Annotated in this window: 17 protein-coding genes; 2 read left to right on the top strand and 15 right to left on the bottom strand. The window is 43.7% G+C overall.

What is annotated here, in order from left to right; translation table 11 throughout:
- Positions 1 to 27: 27 nt before the first annotated feature.
- From C9J47_RS01960 to C9J47_RS01930, 7 genes are all read right to left on the bottom strand, one after another.
- On the bottom strand, positions 28 to 621 hold the full coding sequence (locus C9J47_RS01960; protein WP_107251995.1) for a DJ-1/PfpI family protein: 594 nt from the start codon (positions 619 to 621) through the stop codon (positions 28 to 30).
- A gap of 10 nt (positions 622 to 631) precedes the next feature.
- Positions 632 to 1,264, bottom strand: coding sequence for a bifunctional 4-hydroxy-2-oxoglutarate aldolase/2-dehydro-3-deoxy-phosphogluconate aldolase (locus tag C9J47_RS01955; RefSeq protein WP_245903310.1), 633 nt, complete (start codon positions 1,262 to 1,264; stop codon positions 632 to 634).
- A gap of 4 nt (positions 1,265 to 1,268) precedes the next feature.
- Positions 1,269 to 2,234 (bottom strand): sugar kinase, encoded by a 966-nt coding sequence (locus tag C9J47_RS01950; RefSeq protein ID WP_170107412.1) that lies wholly within the window; start codon positions 2,232 to 2,234, stop codon positions 1,269 to 1,271.
- A 150-nt stretch (positions 2,235 to 2,384) separates the two neighbouring features.
- Entirely contained in the window at positions 2,385 to 3,239 is an 855-nt protein-coding gene (locus C9J47_RS01945; RefSeq protein WP_107251993.1) for a tagatose bisphosphate family class II aldolase, read from the bottom strand.
- Positions 3,240 to 3,347: 108 nt separating this feature from the next.
- Positions 3,348 to 4,841: a DUF2264 domain-containing protein gene (locus C9J47_RS01940; protein WP_107251992.1), complete on the bottom strand. Its 1,494-nt coding sequence runs from the start codon at positions 4,839 to 4,841 to the stop codon at positions 3,348 to 3,350.
- 59 nt (positions 4,842 to 4,900) lie between these two features.
- A complete protein-coding gene (locus C9J47_RS01935; protein WP_107251991.1) occupies positions 4,901 to 6,508 on the bottom strand; it encodes a sulfatase family protein in 1,608 nt (535 codons plus the stop codon).
- Between the two features lie 25 nt (positions 6,509 to 6,533).
- Positions 6,534 to 7,811, bottom strand: coding sequence for an anaerobic sulfatase maturase (locus C9J47_RS01930; RefSeq protein WP_107251990.1), 1,278 nt, complete (start codon positions 7,809 to 7,811; stop codon positions 6,534 to 6,536).
- A gap of 328 nt (positions 7,812 to 8,139) precedes the next feature.
- On the opposite strand from C9J47_RS01930, the gene C9J47_RS01925 reads away from it, so the two are divergent.
- Positions 8,140 to 11,229: a chondroitinase family polysaccharide lyase gene (locus C9J47_RS01925; protein ID WP_107251989.1), complete on the top strand. Its 3,090-nt coding sequence runs from the start codon at positions 8,140 to 8,142 to the stop codon at positions 11,227 to 11,229.
- Between the two features lie 352 nt (positions 11,230 to 11,581).
- Positions 11,582 to 12,760 carry a dicarboxylate/amino acid:cation symporter gene (locus C9J47_RS01920; RefSeq protein WP_107251988.1) on the top strand — a complete coding sequence of 393 codons (1,179 nt, stop codon included), beginning with the start codon at positions 11,582 to 11,584 and terminating at the stop codon, positions 12,758 to 12,760.
- Between the two features lie 108 nt (positions 12,761 to 12,868).
- Here the strand turns inward: C9J47_RS01920 and C9J47_RS01915 are convergent, their stop codons facing one another.
- From C9J47_RS01915 to agaW, 8 genes are all read right to left on the bottom strand, one after another.
- A complete protein-coding gene (locus tag C9J47_RS01915) occupies positions 12,869 to 13,399 on the bottom strand; it encodes a YgjV family protein (RefSeq protein WP_107251987.1) in 531 nt (176 codons plus the stop codon).
- Between the two features lie 85 nt (positions 13,400 to 13,484).
- On the bottom strand, positions 13,485 to 14,534 hold the full coding sequence (locus C9J47_RS01910) for a glycoside hydrolase family 88/105 protein (protein ID WP_107251986.1): 1,050 nt from the start codon (positions 14,532 to 14,534) through the stop codon (positions 13,485 to 13,487).
- Positions 14,535 to 14,544: 10 nt separating this feature from the next.
- Positions 14,545 to 15,300, bottom strand: coding sequence for a 2-dehydro-3-deoxy-D-gluconate 5-dehydrogenase KduD (gene kduD / locus C9J47_RS01905; protein ID WP_107251985.1), 756 nt, complete (start codon positions 15,298 to 15,300; stop codon positions 14,545 to 14,547).
- A 100-nt stretch (positions 15,301 to 15,400) separates the two neighbouring features.
- Complete coding sequence (gene kduI / locus C9J47_RS01900; protein ID WP_107251984.1) at positions 15,401 to 16,231, bottom strand: 5-dehydro-4-deoxy-D-glucuronate isomerase; 831 nt, start codon at positions 16,229 to 16,231, stop codon at positions 15,401 to 15,403.
- A 50-nt stretch (positions 16,232 to 16,281) separates the two neighbouring features.
- The gene (gene nagA, locus C9J47_RS01895) at positions 16,282 to 17,433 is read right to left on the bottom strand and encodes an N-acetylglucosamine-6-phosphate deacetylase (RefSeq protein ID WP_107251983.1); all 1,152 of its coding nucleotides are present in this window, start codon (positions 17,431 to 17,433) and stop codon (positions 16,282 to 16,284) included.
- A 2-nt stretch (positions 17,434 to 17,435) separates the two neighbouring features.
- Positions 17,436 to 17,879 carry a PTS galactosamine/N-acetylgalactosamine transporter subunit IIA gene (agaF, locus tag C9J47_RS01890; RefSeq protein WP_107251982.1) on the bottom strand — a complete coding sequence of 148 codons (444 nt, stop codon included), beginning with the start codon at positions 17,877 to 17,879 and terminating at the stop codon, positions 17,436 to 17,438.
- Between the two features lie 58 nt (positions 17,880 to 17,937).
- The gene (locus C9J47_RS01885) at positions 17,938 to 18,831 is read right to left on the bottom strand and encodes a PTS system mannose/fructose/sorbose family transporter subunit IID (RefSeq protein ID WP_107251981.1); all 894 of its coding nucleotides are present in this window, start codon (positions 18,829 to 18,831) and stop codon (positions 17,938 to 17,940) included.
- On the bottom strand, positions 18,821 to 19,585 hold the full coding sequence (gene agaW, locus C9J47_RS01880) for a PTS N-acetylgalactosamine transporter subunit IIC (protein WP_107251980.1): 765 nt from the start codon (positions 19,583 to 19,585) through the stop codon (positions 18,821 to 18,823). Before agaW ends, C9J47_RS01885 begins: the two co-directional genes overlap by 11 nt.
- Positions 19,586 to 19,605: the final 20 nt, after the last annotated feature.

Genomic DNA, 19,605 nt, shown 5'->3' with positions numbered 1-19,605 from the left:
GAACACAATATCTTTAGACTTTTTAATCTATTTATCAGGTGTAGATAAAAGTGGCCAGTGGTCAAAATAGATATGGTTTGCCTGCCAATCGACTTTTTCTTGGTTATCAACGAGTAGATATTTTGCAACTGTAAAGGCAAATTCAAAACTGACACCTAACCCTTTACCGCTAATAAACTGACCATCGACCACCACTTTTTGATCGAGAAACTGACCATCATCGAATTTCTTATCTAAACCTGCCCCTGTTGTATAATAGTGCCGCCCCAACAGTTGATGAGCTGCTAATACCTTGGCTCCGGATGAACATAAGGCACAGATATATTTATCTTCATTAATATGACGTTTGAGGAAATCAATCACCATAGGATTGGCTGACAGATTATCAGTACCTTTCGGTCCCCCTGGCATCATTACAGCGTCATACATCGTGTCGTAACAGTTTTTAAGAATATCATCAGCTGTAATACGTGTTTCAAAATAGGTATTCAACGCTGTCGTTTCCATGCATGACAACACCGTTACTTTAATATCTAATCGACGCATAATATCGATAAATACGACAGCTTCACCTTCTTCGAATCCATCAGCTAATAAAACAGCAACATGCTTCTCTGTCATCTTTAAACTCCTAGGCATTCACTAACTTACACGTTTCACGAACATTGTTTGCAATGGTTTCCCAATCGTTATCACGAATAGCTGCCGTTGGCGCAATCCAAGTACCACCGCAGGCAATAACCTGAGGAATCGCAAGATACTCCATCAAGTTTGTTGGTTTCACGCCACCTGTTGGCATCAACTGAATATTGCCGTATGGACCTGTTAGTGACTTCAACATATTGATCCCGCCAGACGCTTCTGCAGGGAAAAACTTTAGTGCGGTAACACCTAATTCCAACGCCTGCTCAACCTGACTAGGACTATTAACACCGGGAATAATTTTCACACCCTTTTCTAGGCAATATTTCACAGTTGTTGGGTTAAACCCAGGGCTAACAATAAAGTCAGCCCCCGCTTTCATCGCTAAATCAACCTGCGCAGGAGTCAGCACTGTACCTGCACATAAAATAAGATCAGGGAGTGCCTCGCGGATCAGGCGAATAGATTCGGCAGCCGCTGCACTGCGAAAGGTAATTTCTGCAGCTGGTAGGCCATTGTCACTGAGTACCTGCGCCAGCTTTACTGCATCTTTAGCATCTTCAATCTGGATAACTGGCATTACTCGTAATGCTCTTAATGTTTCAATCCACTGTTCATTCATTATCTTAGTCACTCATTAGTTCCGTTATATATCGAGTCTGTTCAACAGGGATAATTGCCCCTTTATGTTGAATAACCTGTGCAGCAAGCTTATTCCCCCAATAACAGCACTCTGCCATCTCCATACCTGAGCACCATGCAGCTAAATAAGCAGCATTAAATGAATCTCCCGCGGCTGTCGTATCAATGACTTGCGTCACTTTGTTGCCGCTCACGACACCTTGGTTACCAGCTTGAGACCACATAGCACCGTCACTGCCCAGCTTAACAACCACTTGTTTGATACCAAGAGAGTGCAGACGGCGCGCTATCACCTGAGGCTCAGACAACTTGCGACCTAGCAGTAACTCTTCATCATCGGCTGTTACTAAAGCGATATCACTTAGTTGATAAAGTTTACCTAACCATTCACAAGCATCGGTTGCATTACGCCATAAACGCGGGCGATAGTTAGAATCAACCGCAATTTTCACCCCGGAAGATTTAAGCTGTGCAAGCGTATTCAATAATTTTACTTTTCCGTGATCGGGTAAAATTGCCAAAGAAATACCAGAAAGATAAACCAAGTCGACTGATTTCAAACTACTGACAACATCATTGAAGTCTTCATGCTCACACAAGTAACGTGCAGCTGAATCATTGCGCCAATAATGAAAACTACGCTCACCATCATCGTCTATTTCAATAGCATACATGCCCGGTAGTTTATCTGGGTTAACCAATGTCAGTGATGCATCAACGCCTTCACTTTCCCATGCGGATAACATCATTTTGCTGTAAGTATCAGCACCAACAGCAGTTACATAACTAGGTATCAAAGATGGAAGTAGTCGCGACAGATAAACTGCAGTATTTAAGGTATCACCACCGAAATTCTGAGTTTGAGAGGCAAAAGGCTTGCCACTTAGTTCAATCATACATTCACCAATAATGGCGATCTTATTTTGCTTTACCGTAGAAGGGTTTGCCATCGAATTACTATCCGTAGTTGTTGTCTGTAACCAGTTCATACCGAAGAAAAGAAAATGACTATATCTGCTAACAATAAGAGAATAATTAGCATCTATAGTCAGGAGCAACAGGCACAGGGGGAGGTGCCTTATTTTCTTTTTCGCTAACGATTAAAGCTTGCCTTCACTACCGCAAACGCGAATTTTATCCTGCACAACTTTCTTCATCGCTTTTTTGCCCGGAACGATATAATGACGAGGATCATTAGCATTTGGGTTTTCGATAAAATACTGCTTCACAGCATCAGAGAAAGCGATTTTCAGTTCTGTCGCAACATTTACCTTCGTGATACCCAATTCGATACAGCGACGAACATCTGCATCAGGTACACCTGATGCGCCATGAAGTACCAATGGCACGTCCGTTTTGCTACGAATAATACCCAAACGGTCAAAGTCTAAACGAGGTTCTTTTTTGTACATGCCATGTGCCGTACCAATAGCAATAGCTAGTGAGTCAATGCCTGTGCGGTTAACAAACTCTAACGCAGCATCAGGGTCGGTATACAGTGCATCTTTTGCGTCAACAATCAGATCATCTTCTTGTCCACCAAGACGACCCAGCTCTGCTTCAACAGAACAGTCCCAGCGATGGCAGAAGGAAACAACCTGCTTAACAAGCTCAATATTGCCTTCAAAATTAAGATGTGAACCATCAATCATTGCAGACTTGATCCCAGCCTCTACCTTTCCGCAAATATCAGAAAAAGATTCATGATGATCTAGATGCAAAGCAATCGGCATTTCATAACGTTTCGCCGCCTCTTTACAAATACCAACCAAGTAATCAGTACCTGCGTACGAAAAAGTACCAGGTGTACCAGCAAGGATAACTGGCGATGCCATTTCAGCAGCCGTTTCAACCACAACCTGAACAGTTTCTAGATTGTGAACATTGAACGCAGGAACAGCATAGCCACCAATCTGCGCTTTATGGAGCATTTCTCGGGAAGAAACCAAAAACATATAAAACCTCATCACCTTCGTTAGCTTTCGGTTTGATTATATTTGAAAGTGAAAACAAATAAAAAGATCCAGATCACACAAACGCTTTCGAAGCGAAAGATTTTGAAATCAAAAGAAATGAAACATTTTCGATGTGTAACACGTAACCCCCTTGCGAAGAAGGTTGTTTTTGGGTCTTTCTGCTCGCCCTACTAGCCTTTCAAGTACCCTATCAGACCATGATTGCGGTTCTAAGCGGCGGGTTAGCGGTGATTGCTGCAAGATATAGTCACTATGAAAGATCACAACGACCTCTTTCGTTTTGAAAGTTCCAATCACGCTGGCTTCAATAGCAGGAATTTCAAATGAAAAATCGCCTTTTTCAACCTCAAGTAACGATTCTTCGGTCTGCCACAACCCTGAGCGCTGCCCACTAAATAACGCTATATTCAGAGCCCGCAATGACCAGAAACTGCTGGCTGGTCCACTGTAATTGTCAACTAATCGGGCATCATCAGAAAAAACACCTTGTGTTGGTGCTCCATGCTCTAAAGCGCCCTGACTAATGAAATATTCAAGGCTGGTACGAAAAGCACGCTTCGCTTCTCCTACCGAAAGGCTCGAAGCCTTTACATCAATAGCTGCAAGTAATGGCGCGGAAGCCGCCAATCGGTAACACACACTGCGACCAAAAAATGGTAGCCCTTCAGGGGTAAAGAAATAACGAAATTTATCAACGAAGGTGGTTAAACTATGACGGATAAATTCAGGGTCAAAATCCGGATTGATCTGATCTAACCAATATAAAGAATAGAAAAAGCCCCAAGCATTGTAGTAATCATAGTTACCACGGGCTCCATCACGGAACCAACCGTCGCCAACATAAAATTCTTTTACTCGAGCATATTTATCATGAGCAATAGTATCTTCCCCAGTTAGATCTTTGATCACCAACTGGACGGTAAGTGGGAAAAGGTGCCAGTTATTATCAACGGTCTGGCAAGTATTCACTTGCTTAAACCATGTTGCCACCTGCTTTCGTTCAGCTAAGCTGAAGCTCTCCCAAACCCATTCTTTGCTCAGCCATAACGCAAGCGCCAGATCAGCACTTTCACAAATTCGCTGATCATAATCATGCAACTGGCCCCAATAACCTTTGTGCTCAGGGTCGGTACCAGCAAGAAATGCGGTTCGCAGTAACCCTGCAACATCAATCGCTTTATTATTCAACCCGTTGATCACAGTCGTTGCCTGGCCATTGGCATGTAACCATGCAGCCAAAGTCGGTATTACTCGACTAACCCCTTCCATAGCATCCGTTCTTGCGGTTTGCTGACTTGGGCGGCCAGGGTAATAGGCATGGGTATAGTCCCATACTGCATAGTGTTCAAAAGCTTCGGCAATATAGCGTACCAACTGCTCACATTGCTCTTGTAAGCTATATGAAGTATGCCCTGTATCAGAGTCGAACACCTGACGAATAGTTTCATCATGCATACTATAGGCAGGCTTCTTATTATGTAGTCGAATTAGGTTCTCTTTGCACAGCTTGAGGTACATCGCAGCATCAGGATGTTCATAAGGTATAGTCGGGCGCAGTTTGGTACTTATTTCTTTTTGCATGATTATTTCACTCATTCACTAACACAAAAAAGGGGCCTCTAACGAGGCCCTAATCATGGTTATTTAGCTGACTCTGTTAAAATTTCATATCGATCCTGTCCCCAGGCAATAGGGGCTGGTTTGTTCTTTATCCAGTCATAAAAAGCAGCTTTCAGCTCTTTCAGTTTCTCTGGATGTTTTTTCGCAAGGTTAATCGACTCAGCCGGATCTTGTGCATAGTTATATAACTCATACTCACCTTTTCCATCATCGTAATAGTGCAATGACCAATTTTGATCCTTGATTGCCCACTCCCCTTTAGAGCGCTTTTCAGTGTACTTACTCGGGATAAACTCATTGGTTTCAAAAGTGATCCACTTCCAGTAGTTGCTCCAGAAATCGGCATTACTTGAGTCATAATGAAGTGCACGCGGACCAGCCCAGTATAGATACGGGTGTGGTTTTTGTTTTTCACCACTCAAAAGTGGCATGATATTTTTACCGTCAACTTTCATTTCAGATGGAATATCAATACCTGCGGCAGCCAAGGCTGTTGGAAGAATGTCCATTGCTGAAATCATGGTGTCATCAACATTGCCTTCTGGAAGTACACCTTTCCAATGCGCAATAAATGGGACATGAACACCACCACGATAACGCTGACCTTTGAATGCACGGTTCATACCGTTCATCGGCATCGGTGATTCATGCACGGCACCATTGTCTGACAGGAAGAAAATCAGGGTATTTTCATACTCTCCCATATCCTTCAGCTTATCGATAATCTTGCCAATCCCTTCATCTGACGCATTGACGTGGGCATAATATTTATCAACTTCTACATTACCAGTGTTGAAGCGTTCCATGAATTTAGCCGGTGCTGGCTGTTCAAGCGGAATGTGAGGCACGCTATAGGCTAAATTGATAAAAAACGGCTGATCTTTATCGTTAGCTTTTTCGATAAAATTAATGGTTTCGTTAGTCAGGTTATAAGTTAAATAACCCGGAGCTGGAGTATTCTGACCATTCTTAAAAACTGTCGGAGAGTTATACAGTGCCGCTCCAGAAACATAATAGCTATAGGAGTAATCAAAACCGCGCTCTTCCGGTCCGTATCCAGGCTCTGCAATCGAGATTTGGTTATCGTGATAATCTCGGCTTTGCTCATCTAACGGCTTAAATTCCTTACGTACTTTGGCATTATGATATTTACCAATGTTCGCCGTGGCATAGCCATTTTCATTCAGCAGTGCAGGGAGCAGTTTAATATCCAGCGGAATACCCAACTTGGCATCATCGTTACTATAGGTACCAAAGCTATGCGGAAAACGTCCGGTCATCATGCCTGCACGTGATGGTCCGCACACTGGCGTCGCCACATACGCATTGGTCATGCGTACACCTTCATTCGCCAACTCTGTAATATTGGGCATTGAACGCTTAGCGGCATCGTATAACTTATCGAAGTCACCATCGTAGCGCACTGGCACCGGACGTTCAGACAACTTTGCCTTATCAATCTTATCCATCGCAAAATCTAACTGAGCAGTACCCAAATCATCCATCACAATCAATAAAACGTTTGGTTGTTCAACTTTTTCTGTAGCCATAGAGGTAATAGGTGTTACCGCACACGCAGCAGCGACAAAACCAGCCAGTACCGTCTTCTTTGACGAGGACAGTTTCATGATGTACTCCTTTATTTTTATAGGGTTATTTATTAGCCTGTAAGTTAGCTAAAATAGGCATGACGTTGGCGGCAAGACCGCCTCGTTGGATTTCTTGCACCATCAAGTGCATCGCAGGTGCACTGTGGCTAAAAATTTGTTGGTAGGATTGACATAAATAGTTTTGTTTATGCTTTTCACCTTCGATGGTGGTGATGCGGTGCTTAGGGCAACCGCCAAAGCAAAGCGCCTGAAAATCACACTGCTGGCATCGCTGAGTTAACTTCGAGGATTTGACGCTACCAAAACGCTGCTGTTGCTTGCTAGTTGCCAGCTTCGCAATATTGGTCTGAGTGATATTGCCAAGCCGATTGGCCGGATAAACGTAGTGATCACACGAATAAAGATCACCATTTGCTTCAATCACCATGGCTTGACCACACTCTTTCGCCTGTACACATACTGAAGCCGGATACCCCATCCATGTCGCCAGCATGCTATCGAACATACGGACAAAAATACGCCCAACATCCTGCTTAACCCACTCGTTAAAAACTTCAGTCATAAATTGACCATAACCATGAGCAGGAACGGAAAAGTGGGTCAGGGTTGCATCAGTGGTTGGTGAGTAATGACCACGATTACTTTGCTGGCAATGCTGCTCAACTTCGACAATCGGAATAAACTGAAAGTGTTCAGAACCCAGAGCTTTTAATACCTGATAAGTCTCTTTGCCTTTATCCCAATTCTGATCATTGATAACGGTTAGAGTGTTGAACTGAACATTAAATTCTTTCAACAATGATATAGCATGCTTTACGCGCTCAAATGTCGGTTTGCCATTAACTGAAATACGGTATTTATCATGGACTTCAGGCGCCCCGTCGACAGACACCCCAATCAGAAAGTTATTATCTGCAAAAAATTGTGCCCATTGGCGGTTAATCGCTACAGCATTGGTCTGAAAACTATTCGTAATCGTCTTACCATCAGCATACTGCTGCTGGTATTTCACTGCATTTCTATAAAAATTAAGGCCAGCGAGAGTTGGTTCACCGCCTTGCCAAGCAAAATCTATTTCATCTGTATCTTGCGAGCGAATATAGTCACGTACATAACGTTTGAGCATTGCATCAGACATGTTTTCTGACGCTTTCGAAACTGCTGCAGTTGCAGTGCCAGCAACACGACGATTATCTTTCTGCTCTGAATTTTGCATCATTTCTTCTTTTTCAAGATAGAAACAATAATCACATTTCAAATTACAGCGATAGCTCGCTGGTTTCGCCATCATGTGAAAGCGTGCACGTTGTGACTGTCTCATCGCAATACCTACCGTTTACATCGAAGAACTTCGAAGATAATACGAAAGAAAACGAAAAACTAAAGCGACAAAAGTCACACTAACAGAAAAACCAAAAGGCAATGAAAGGTGCCATTCCACTTTTATGTTGTAACCATCAACAACGAAAGCTAAAAACCAAAAAATCGAAAGCGTGAGCAACTTATTTGTTGTGATTCACATTCAACAAATCAAAAACAAAAGCATTCGTAAGTTAATATGTATTTACACTTGTGATTCAGATCAAAAAACAACCACAACACTTTCGCTAGCCTTTCGATAAAACAATACAACATAGAAGGATAGACAAGTGAACGCGTGGAATAAGCCAAGATATCTTGCCCTGAGTATTATTATTGCCCTTGCTGGCTGTGGAAGTGAAAGTATCCAAACCCCCACAGAAAATGAAAACATTGATGGAAAGGGCGCACAACTTGAACCTGGTGGTTATATGTACTTCTTCGAGGAGGGATTGCCACAAGCGATTACGTCTTCGTCAACCAAACCTCTTTCAATCAGTAATGAGCACTACAAAGATGGCTCACATGCTCTGAAATGGGCATATAGCCCAAACAGCCAACTCACTTTTCACCAGCGCATTGATTTCACCAATAACGACAGTGACACCACCCCCTACACCTTCATGGCATGGGTCTATAATGAGCAAGCTTCTGATAAAAAGCTTACGTTTCAATTTGGTACAAAAGAAAAATCTCAAGCTCAGTTTAGCTATTCTCTTAACTTCAAAGGCTGGCGTGGGATTTCAGTTCCCTATAGAGACATGGAAGGTACACCAAGTGCAGGTATGAACCTCTTAACGATCTCTGCCCCTGACTCTTCTGGAGCGCTGCTTTTTGACCAAGTAATGCTGGCAGTCCCTGTTGATAATCGCTGGCCAACACCGGATTACCAACAGCCTTTTGTCAACCCAGCCGTCGTCGACATGGCAAGCAAGAATTGGACAGCATTACTGATGTACGATCAAATGCTTAAAGCTGAAAATCCCCACTTTAACTTCAGTGCAGAATTTAGTGATACTCAGGGAGACGCCGCACCTCTTTACCGTCAATTTGATCAACACCTTACTGTTAATGAACAGCAAACCATCAGCCAAGAAAAAATCGATGCCAATCTGGCAAAATACACCCCATTCAATATTCGATATAACGCTGATAACTCAGTAACAGGGGAACCCCTTGATCATCCCAAGCGCCATAACTTCTTAAAAGCTGGCATTGTCGGAGATGCAACCCTCGCCATGTTGACAGATACCATGGCTATCCGGACGCTAGGCAAAACAATGCTGGAAACGGCCAAGTTTCTTCGTACTCACTCTCTTTCTGCGGCAAACCGTGATTCGCTAGAGCAGGTATTCGTTGATGCAACTCGATACGCCCTCAACCAAGGTTGGGAAGGCGGCTCGGGTTTTCAGATCATCACACACGTTGGTTACCAAACCCGTGAATACTTCGATGCGATGTTCATTGCACGCCAACTGCTGGCAGACAACCAACTACTCGAGCCTGTTCAACAATCTATGATGTGGTTCAATGCCACTGGCCGAGTTTATGAAGCCGACGATCAAATTAATTCATCCAACGTCGACATTCTTAATACCCAACTACAATGGATGGTCAAAAGCTTCCTGCTATTACCGGATCAATCAGAACGTGACATGATGCTTAAGCAGCTACAATCTTGGCTCAGCAAAACGTTACTCGCTTCCGATGGATTAAGTGGTGGATTCAAACCAGATGGCAGCGTATTCCACCATTCACAGCACTACCCAGCCTACGGAAAAGATGCTTTTAATGGATTATCTGGAGCCGTCTTCGGCCTAAGCGGCAGCACATACCAACTATCACAGGCTGCTCATGAACGGATAAAAGATGTTTTGCTTAAAATGAGGGTATACACAAAAGAAACCCATACCCCCATAGTGTTGAGTGGCCGTCATCCTGATGGCAAACAAAAAATCTCTGCAACACCGTTCAAGTGGTTAGCACTTTCTGGATCACCTGATAGTACGCAAGCTACAGATCCCGACTTGGCTGCTGCTTATGCAAATTTAGTTAAAAAGCCCACCTTTGAAGGGATTGCAGCGGAAGCGGAACCAACTGGTGTATGGGCAATGAACTATGCATCAATGGCAATAGCGAGAGGACAAAGTCCAACAAAACCAACCCAATCTTGGTTAGCCACAGCCCGAGGATTCAGTCGCTACTTAGTCGGCAATGAGACCTACCAAGCTAATAATCTGTATGGCCGCTACCTTCAATATGGTCAACTTGAAATAACACCCTCAGACTTATCGAAACAAGCCTTTAGCCACGATGGCTGGGACTGGAACCGATATCCAGGAACAACGACTATACACTTACCAAATAACGAATTGAAAACAGTACTTAACCAGCTTCCCGGAGCTGGTATAGAAGAAATGTTGCTGTCCACTGAAACTTATTCGGGTGCGAATACCCTAAATAATGACAGCGCTATGTTTGCGATGAAATTACACGGCCACAAAAAATATGGGCAGCAAAGCCTGCGCGCTAGAAAGTCATATTTCATGTTTGATAATACCGTTGTTGCCCTAGGTTCAGGGATCAAAAATGATGATAGCCAGCATGAAACCGAAACCACTCTGTTTCAATACAGTATCCCCAACCTTGAGCCGGTAGAAGTTAACGGTAATCCGATTAGCACCCTCGGCACCGATATGACCCTTACAACAGATTCAACATTCCTCGACCCAGCGGGTAACCGTTACTTTGTCAAAAACATTGCCGACGAACAGGTACGATTTAGCTATCAGGCACAAAACTCCAATGACGAGGATGATGGCCAACCAACAACTGGTCAATTTGCTTCAGCTGTTATTGACCATGGTAAAGCCCCTGTCGATGGTCACTATGAATATGCTATCAGTATCGAAGCGCAAGATACGATCAAGCCGAGTTACACCGTTCTTCAGCAAGACAACAAAGTGCATGCAGTTCGTAGCGAAAAGGGTGTAGAGGCCTATGCCTTCTTTGAGCCAGCAACGCTATCGGATACAAACTGGGTCATTGCCTCGGATACCCCGTCGCAAGTCATGCTAAAAATCAATGAAAGCGCAGATCAACTATCATTCAGTGTAGTTAACCCCGATCTGGCACTCTATGAAGGCCAAGATCCGGAACAGAACGACGCTAATGGCGAACAAGTGGAAGTCAGTATCTACAGCCGACCATGGCGTTTTGACCTATCACAGCCGATGAATAATCAATTTACGATTAAAGGCGAGTGGAAGTTGGAAAGTAATAATTCACAAGTGACAACCAAGATTGAAAATGGCAATACCTTGGTGACAGTCATAACTATAGATGCCATACCGCAGAGGTTTAACCTAATTAAGGTGTGATCTAATTCGTAACTAAACATATATAAATCATCAAGGAGCCAATCAGAAGTGCGGCTCTTTTTATTTACCGAGAGTTATATACTTCCCTTATCGTACAAAGCCAAGCTTCTACTTACATCAAGGTAATACTTTACTTCTCCATGCTTTTCATGAATGTCTGCAAGATAAAATCTTTTAGTAAACTTTCAAAAAAAATGACAATAATGCATAAAAATGCTAAATAGTACCAACGGTTAAAATAATACTCCAGAAAACCCATACTCTAAGAATAAAATGCCAATAAGTGCATATCAATGAGAAATTATAATTTACTGGCTTAACCGTTATCAAACACACATCAGGAAATAACTTAATGAAATTAATATTGAAATTAATTGCCGGTATCATGGCAGGTATTTTACTCGGTTTTTTTGCCCCCGATGCAGTTATCCGCATACTGCTGACAGTAAAATCGCTCGGTGGCCAATTGATTGGCTTTACCATCCCCTTAATTATTCTTTTCTACATCACCAGTGGCATTGCCAGTTTGCCGAAAAACTCAGGTAGCCTATTAGGTAAAACTGTTGCGCTTTCTTATGGCTCAACCGTCATTGCTGGCAGTCTGGCGTTTATAGTCGCCAGCTCAGTGATAACAGGCTTACCAGCACCAGATCAAACTACAACCGATGCAGGCGCTAAACTGACCAGCTTTATTAGTTTGGAAATCCCGCCAATGTTTGGGGTAATGACCGCACTAGCAACCGCCTTCTTATTTGGGGTGGGGATCAGTATTACTAACAGTATCCGGCTCAAAGAGATTGCCGATGACGGCCGCAGTATCATTGACCTGCTGTTATCAAAAGTTATTATTCCGCTGCTCCCGTTCTATATCTCCGGCATCTTTGCCGAAATGGCAGCAGAAGGCACTGTATTTACGACTTTAAAAACCTTTGGTGTCGTCCTTGCGCTGGCCGTCTTTATGCATTGGGTTTGGATCACAATTCAATATACAATAACAGGCTTAGCGTTGGGCTTATCACCGATAAAACTAATCAAAAACATGCTGCCGGCGTATTTTACAGCCATTGGCACCATGTCTTCAGCTGCCACTATTCCTGTTACCTTGCGTCAAACTAGAAACAATGGCGTTGATGAGTCTATTGCCAATTTCACCATCCCGCTGTGCGCCACTATTCATCTGTCAGGGTCCACAATTACACTGGTTACCTGCTCCACGGCAGTGATAGCGCTAAGTCAGCATATTGCCCTGCCATCCTTGGTTGAGATGCTGCCTTTTATCATGATGCTAGGCATAACCATGATTGCAGCACCAGGAGCTCCGGGCGGCGGCGTGATGGCGGCACTAGGGCTAATGGCTTCTATGCTTGGCTTTGGGGAAGCTGAGTTGGCCCTGATGATTGCCCTATATATGGCACAAGACAGCTTTGGTACTGCATGTAACATCACAGGTGACGGTGCTATCTCACTATGGGTAAATAAATTTGCTCAAAAGCAGCCTGCATCTACCAATTCACCACAGCAAGCCGACTAACAACATAAGATAATTAACGTTTTCCCCAAGCTTTCGCTGTGCATTTATTATTATCAAGCCACCTGTCTAGGTGGCTTTTTCTTCCCAAACTAACATTGTTAATCAAAACTACTTAACCAAATCCGTATCGACCACGAGTGCTTTTTTATCACTATATAGTCGATATAGCGTCACAGCATTCATGCTCGCACTACAGGCTTCAAGCAACGAACCGCCTATCGAACCCAAAGCGATATTATTTCCGAGCCATAGCAATGAGCCTGTCAACAAACCCAATCGAAGTTTTATTCCGTCGAGCATAAACAGTGAGTAGGTACCTACACACATTCCCATAACGCCAAGAGCTTCACTCGAGCGTTGTATCGAGAAAAATCCTGTAATGCTAAATAACATAAAAACCATCATCACCCGTCTGGAGCGGACTTTAATAGTGATCAAGTTACGAATTATTGACACCATGGCACAAAAAGCAGAAGAAAAAGAATTCAGCAATAAGAAGTGAAGCGTATTTACTAGGCACAACCCCGCCATCCATAATTTCAGCTTGGTATCTTGCTTCTGATAAAAGGCAAACAAGCCAATCGCAAAACTAAAAAAACCAAATAGTTGCGCAATCAGATAAATGTGTTGTTCTGACATGGATACCGTACTCTTTAGAATAAAAAAGCTGACCTTATCGAAATAAAATCAGCTTTTAATTTTTTCACGTTATGTACTAGCCACCTTATTTTACTAAATGAGCGACTTCAGTTGCGGCCAGCATAAATGCCCCTGCGCCATAATCGATATTATGTTCAAACTTTACATCGCGAGGATTAAAGGCGGGTAACTGTACCCAGCCAATCATGCCGTTGTCGTGAATACAGCCTTGTAATGCTTGCCAAGCTTTTTCAACAACAGGTAAATAAATGTCACGATCAAGCTGACCGTTATTAATTCCCCATGCTAAGCCATAACAGAATAACGAAGTTGCGCTGCTTTCTGAGGCAGGGAAACTTTCAGGATCAAGTAAGCTGGTACGCCAAAAACCATCTTCTTGCTGATACTGAATCACTTCACTAGCCAGATTATTAAACAGTTCAAGGTAACGGCTACGCTCGGAATAATCCTCGGGCATACGTGCCATCAAGCGCGGAACCGATGCTAGTACCCAACCAATACCACGGCTCCAAAATACTTTGTTGCCGTTAGTTTCACGAAGTTCACTACCTGAACAGTCTGGGATATAACGGTAATCGCGGTAAAACAAACCGGTTTCAGGATCAAGCAAGTGATCGACTGAATCCCAGTACGCGGTATTCATATACTCTAGATATTTCGCATCACCAGTTTGCTTTGACAGTGCGGCAAATGCAGGCGGTGCCATAAATAGTGAATCACACCACCACCAATCTTTACGCCCTAATTCGGGGCTATCGATCATAATATCCAGCGCTTTAATCGTTGGCTCTAGTGCCTCTGGCTGATCCACTACAGGATATACATCAAGGTATGCCTGACAGCAGATATGATCATCTGCAAAGCGAGCATTGGGTCCCGCTCGGAAACCTGTATGCAAGGCATAGTTCATTACACCTTCAAGATATTCACTATCATCGGTTGCCAACCATGCCGCAGACGCACAAGACCAAAATACACCTCGCTCCCAGTCGGTATCTTTAATGAAACGGGTTTTGCCGCTTCGACGGATCACACTGCGAGTTTGGTTAGCCGCTTGATAACGATACACTCGCTTCATGGTATCGAGAATGTCTTGCTTCGTACCTAATGCCATTGTGTTCTCCTTAGCGTGCTAACCAACCACCATCAACGGCAATCGTATAACCATTAATGTAATCACTTGCCGATGAAGCTAAAAATACTGCTGGACCTTCAAGATCTGAAGGTAAACCCCAACGGTTAGCAGGTATACGCTCAAGAATTGCAGCATTACGCGCTTCATCGGCACGCAGCGCTTCTGTGTTGTCGGTTGCCATATAGCCCGGTGCAATCGCATTAACGTTAATATTATGCTCTGCCAATTCCGTGGCAAGTGCTCGGGTCAGCCCCATAACTGCAGATTTACTTGCTGTGTAAGAAGGAACACGGATACCACCTTGGAAAGATAGCATTGACGCGATATTAATAATCTTGCCGCCGTTGCCTTGTTTTACAAACTGCTTAGCAACCGATTGAGACAAGAAAAATAATGTTTTCTGGTTGATGTTAATAACGTCATCCCAGTTTTCTTCAGAGAATTCAAGGATATCTTCACGGCGGATAATACCTGCGTTGTTGATCAGAATATCGACTTGGCCCATTACTTCTACCGCCTCAGCAATAATCGCTTCTAGTTTATCTTGTGCCATTAGGTTGGCAGTAATGTAGTGAAATTTACGACCCATCGCTTCAATCTGTGCCTGAGTTTCCGGTGCTGGTTGGTGCCCAATACCCACAATATTTGCGCCTGCTTTTGCCAACCCTAACGCCATACCCTGGCCAAGCCCTGTATTACAGCCAGTTACGATGGCAACTTTTCCTGATAGATCAAATATATTCATTTTAAAATTCCTGATAACTTTTTAATGCGGCACGACACGTTCAGTAATGCAAGATGAATAGGCAACGTAGCCATACCGCTAGTAATAAATAAGGTGGGGATTATTTAAGGTCACTCATCGCAACATGGTCCATATCATGGAACGTCTGGTTTTCACCGACCATACTCCAGATAAAGGTATATGCGGCAGTACCAACACCAGAATGAATTGACCAACTTGGGCTGATCACTGCTTGCTCATTTCGCATAACGATATGACGGGTTTCCTGCGGTTCACCCATATAATGAAAAACGATATTGTCATCTTTCATATTGAAGTAGAGATACACTTCCATACGGCGCTCATGAGTATGACAAGGCATGGTATTCCATAGGCTACCTGGTGCTAGCTCGGTCAGACCCATTAGTAACTGGCAGGTTGGCAACACGGCTGGGTGTAAGTACTTATTAATAGTACGTACGTTACAATTTTCTTGGCTGCCAAGTGTTTCTGGAGATGCATCTTCACGTGTGATTTTACGTGTTGGGTAAGTCATATGAGCAGGAGCACTATTTACATAGAAACGTGCTGGCTTTTCTGCTGAAACGCTTTCAAACTTAACTTCTTTCGTTCCCTTACCAACGTAAATCGCTTCACGGGTACCAATCTCAAACGTTTCGCCATCAACGGTAACTAAACCTGGTTCACCGATATTAATTGCACCTAGTTCACGGCGCTCAAGGAAGTAATCAACACCAATCTCCTTACCACCTTCAAGCATCAGCGCTTCGGTTGTAGGCACTGCACCACCAACAATAATCCGATCGATGTGGCTGTAAGTCAGGTTGATTTGACCTGCCTGAAACATATCTCCAATCAGAAACTGTTCACGCAAACCAGCTGTATCAAGTTGCTTCGCATGCTCACTATGAATTGGTTGACGAATTTCCATTTTAAAACCTCTATCAATTTAATTTTCAAGACAAGACAACGATTATTTTATTACTCGGTGTGGTATGCCCATTCACCGTTAATCAATGTGCCTTGCACTTGTAATGCTTCATTCATAACAGTAAGACTGGCTTCCATTCCTTTAGCGATACTGCCAAGGCGATGAGCAAGTCCCAGATAATTAGCAGGAACAAACGATGCCATTTGCACCGCTTCCCATTCAGGTACGTGGCTTTCAAACACCATGTTACGCAATGCCTGATCCAAGCTGCAGGTACTTCCTGCTAACGAACCGCATGGGCTACGAGCTTCACCATTAGCCACTGTGATTGTTTGTGCACCAAGCTGATATTCACCATCGCTTAATCCACCTGCTCGCATGCAATCAGTAATCAATGCAATCCCCTGATACCCTTTCATTCGGTAAGCAAGCTGCATCATGACGGGATTCACATGAATACCATCGGCAATGAGTTCCGCTAGCATGTCGTGGTATAAAACAGCACCACAACAACCGGGCTCTCGGTGGTGAAGCCCGCGCATACCATTAAACAAGTGCACACCGCAATCAGCACCACGACGGTGGGCTTCCGTTACTTGATCGAATGTTGCATCTGTATGAGCAACCGATACTTTAATTTGATGTTCAGTGAGCCAGCTAATGGCTTCCATCGCACCTTTAGTCTCGGGGGCTACTGCAGCACGAATCAATGAATCTGATGCTGCTTCTTTTAATTGTTCTAACTCTTCAATCGTTGGTGACTTCAAAAAAGCAGGGGGATGAGAACCTCGATGTGGTTCTGTAAAATACGGTCCCTCTAAAAAGCTTCCCAACAGCTCTGCGCCATGGGTTTGTTTCTTCTCGATAAAAGTACGTACACCTGTTAACGCGTTTAAGATATCGTTCCAAGGCGCTGTTACCGTAGTACCAACCCAACCGACAACACCCGTTTGCGGTAAGGCATTGGCAATGTTTTGCAATGCTTCATCAGTCGCATCCATCACATCAGCCCCTTGGCGACCATGAATATGGATATCGATAAAGCCCGGTAACAATGATTGACCTTCAAGACGGATCACATCACAGTCTGTCGGTATAGCGGCAGTAACTGCTTCGATCTTGCCGTTAGCAATTACAACTGCCGTATCCGTCACGATTCCTTCAGGTGTAAATACTCGATCTGCAAGTAAGGCATAACGCATATTTATAGTCCGTCTTCACATTCAGCAACTGGTTCTGATTCCATCACCGCTTCTAATTCTTTACGCATGTCTTGCATACAAGAAGCACCAATTTCCAACAGTGTCTCAACTAACTCTTGTAAGCTAACGTCTTCGCGTTCGAATGCTGCATTGGCAATCATTGGTAAGTTTGCCCCTGCAATTAGTTCGATATTTGGCATATCCATCATGATCGCCAGTGCGCGATTACACGGCGATCCCCCTGGAATATCAGTCAAAAACAGTACACCGTCACCAGAATCAGCCAACAATGCAGCCTGGCGAAGTTTGGCTTCCAATTCATCCGTCGACATAGATTCCACAAAATCAATGAATTCCATTTGCTTTTGTTCGCCCGCAATCGCCTTAACGGCTGACTGCATACCAGATGCGAAATGAATATGACCTGAAACAACAATACCAATCATCTAAAAATCCTTGATATGGGGGGAATAACTCCCCCCTGATATATCGAAATGTGATTACTTAAAGAATACCCAAGAAGTGGCCCACAACACCTGCAGCCAAGGTTGCGAAAATTAGAACCGGTGGCTTAGCCCAGAACCCTGTACCTTTAACCATTTTGAGCATAAAGAACACTAAGGCTAAGGGCAGTATGTTAGGCATGATCTTATCGAATAAGGCGGTTTGTAATTCAACCGTCGCCCCTCCCATCTCTAACGATGCGGTCGTCTGAACCCGTATAAAGGTGGCGGACAAAGCTCCGATAACAAAGATACCCATGATATTGGCGGCTTTCGCCAGCTTCTCGGTGGTATCACTCATGCTCACCATGGCAGCGGTACCCGCTTTATACCCCATGAACATCAAGCCAAAGTAGGCTAAGAAGTGAGCTGCTTGATACAGAAAGAAGAAAACAAACGGACCCGCAATAGACCCTTCAAGTGCAATTGATGCACCCAGTGCTAAGGTCAGTGGCATTAGCGTCATGTGATCAAGGGCATCACCGATCCCGCCTGTTGGTCCCATACCTGCAACCTTCATAACATTCACTGTTGAAGGTTTTTCTTTGTTCTCTTCCATTGCTACTGCTGTACCCAGTAAGAAAGTGAACAATTTAGGGCTGGCATTAAAGAACTGCAGATGGTTTTTTAATGACTTGGCAAAATCACGCTTATTATCACCGTGAATTTTCTTCAGTGCTGGAATAATGGAATAAGCAAAACCACCAGCCTGCATACGTTCAAAGTTAAAGTTACCTTCCATAAACAGACCGCGTAATGCACACATCCACAGGTCTTTCTTCGAGATTACTTTGCGCTTTGTTGTATCTTCATATGCATCAACATCATCAACTAAATTTTCATACGTTTTGGTGTTTTTATCGGCTAGCGTGCCAGCTGTAATATCAGATGCCATCTTCGAATTCCTTATCTTGATTATTTGAATTACCGTTACCGCTAAAGAAGAAGTACAATGCCGCCGCTGATGCACCTAAAATTGCAACTGCCATAATTGGCAACTGTAGGTATGTTGTCATTACGAAACCAATGAAGAACACACCCGCCACTTCTTTCGACCACATGATTTTAAGTAGCATTGCAAAACCAATTGCTGGCACCATCTTCGCGCCAATGCCTAGCCCCTCAAGTAATACTTTCGGTGCATTTTCATCAATCCACGTTGCCGCGTGTTCGCCAAAGTACACTGTGATAAATGCCACAACAGAATAGAGAAGCGCTCGTAAGCCAAGTGTTGAAAGCAGGAGTCGGTCAATACCATCAGAATCACCTTGCTCTGCGTATTTATCTGCCTTGCCCATCGTGAATGACGTAACAGCGAAAAAGCCAATTACAAGCATTTGCATCAGTACTGCGATAGGCATACCAACACCCATTGCAACTTCAGCTGTTTGCCCTGTCATCACAGCAAAAGCAACCGCAGCAATCGTACCCAAGGTTACATCAGGTGGCTGAGCACCAGCGTTCGGCACTAAGCCTAACCAAGCAAGTTCGAGTGTTGCACCGGCAATCAAACCGATTTGCATATCACCCATGATCAGACCAACAACTGGTCCGGTAATTAACGGACGGTGGATGTTCAATGCGACATCGTATTTATCGATACCACAGAAGAACGCCCATACCGCGACAAGCATCGCTTCAAAAAACATAATTTATTCCTTTACCTATG

The sequence above is a fragment of the Photobacterium indicum genome (assembly GCF_003026215.1).
GTDB lineage: Bacteria > Pseudomonadota > Gammaproteobacteria > Enterobacterales > Vibrionaceae > Photobacterium > Photobacterium indicum.
The sequence above is the reverse complement of the archived record's forward strand: the minus strand, read 5'-3'. Positions and strand labels throughout refer to the sequence as shown.

Bases quoted from the DNA above. Each gene is read 5' to 3' on its own strand.
- C9J47_RS01930 (WP_107251990.1), bottom strand. From the start codon at position 7,811: ATGAGACAGTCACAACGTGCACGCTTTCACATGATGGCGAAACCAGCG.
- C9J47_RS01945 (WP_107251993.1), bottom strand. From the start codon at position 3,239: ATGTTTTTGGTTTCTTCCCGAGAAATGCTCCATAAAGCGCAGATTGGT.
- C9J47_RS01920 (WP_107251988.1), top strand. From the start codon at position 11,582: ATGAAATTAATATTGAAATTAATTGCCGGTATCATGGCAGGTATTTTA.
- agaW (WP_107251980.1), bottom strand. From the start codon at position 19,585: ATGTTTTTTGAAGCGATGCTTGTCGCGGTATGGGCGTTCTTCTGTGGT.
- C9J47_RS01915 (WP_107251987.1), bottom strand. From the start codon at position 13,399: ATGTCAGAACAACACATTTATCTGATTGCGCAACTATTTGGTTTTTTT.
- kduD (WP_107251985.1), bottom strand. From the start codon at position 15,300: ATGAATATATTTGATCTATCAGGAAAAGTTGCCATCGTAACTGGCTGT.
- C9J47_RS01955 (WP_245903310.1), bottom strand. From the start codon at position 1,264: ATGAATGAACAGTGGATTGAAACATTAAGAGCATTACGAGTAATGCCA.
- agaF (WP_107251982.1), bottom strand. From the start codon at position 17,879: ATGATTGGTATTGTTGTTTCAGGTCATATTCATTTCGCATCTGGTATG.
- C9J47_RS01960 (WP_107251995.1), bottom strand. From the start codon at position 621: ATGACAGAGAAGCATGTTGCTGTTTTATTAGCTGATGGATTCGAAGAA.
- nagA (WP_107251983.1), bottom strand. From the start codon at position 17,433: ATGCGTTATGCCTTACTTGCAGATCGAGTATTTACACCTGAAGGAATC.
- C9J47_RS01910 (WP_107251986.1), bottom strand. From the start codon at position 14,534: ATGGCATTAGGTACGAAGCAAGACATTCTCGATACCATGAAGCGAGTG.
- C9J47_RS01950 (WP_170107412.1), bottom strand. From the start codon at position 2,234: ATGGCAAACCCTTCTACGGTAAAGCAAAATAAGATCGCCATTATTGGT.
- C9J47_RS01940 (WP_107251992.1), bottom strand. From the start codon at position 4,841: ATGCAAAAAGAAATAAGTACCAAACTGCGCCCGACTATACCTTATGAA.
- C9J47_RS01885 (WP_107251981.1), bottom strand. From the start codon at position 18,831: ATGGCATCTGATATTACAGCTGGCACGCTAGCCGATAAAAACACCAAA.
- C9J47_RS01935 (WP_107251991.1), bottom strand. From the start codon at position 6,508: ATGAAACTGTCCTCGTCAAAGAAGACGGTACTGGCTGGTTTTGTCGCT.
- kduI (WP_107251984.1), bottom strand. From the start codon at position 16,231: ATGGAAATTCGTCAACCAATTCATAGTGAGCATGCGAAGCAACTTGAT.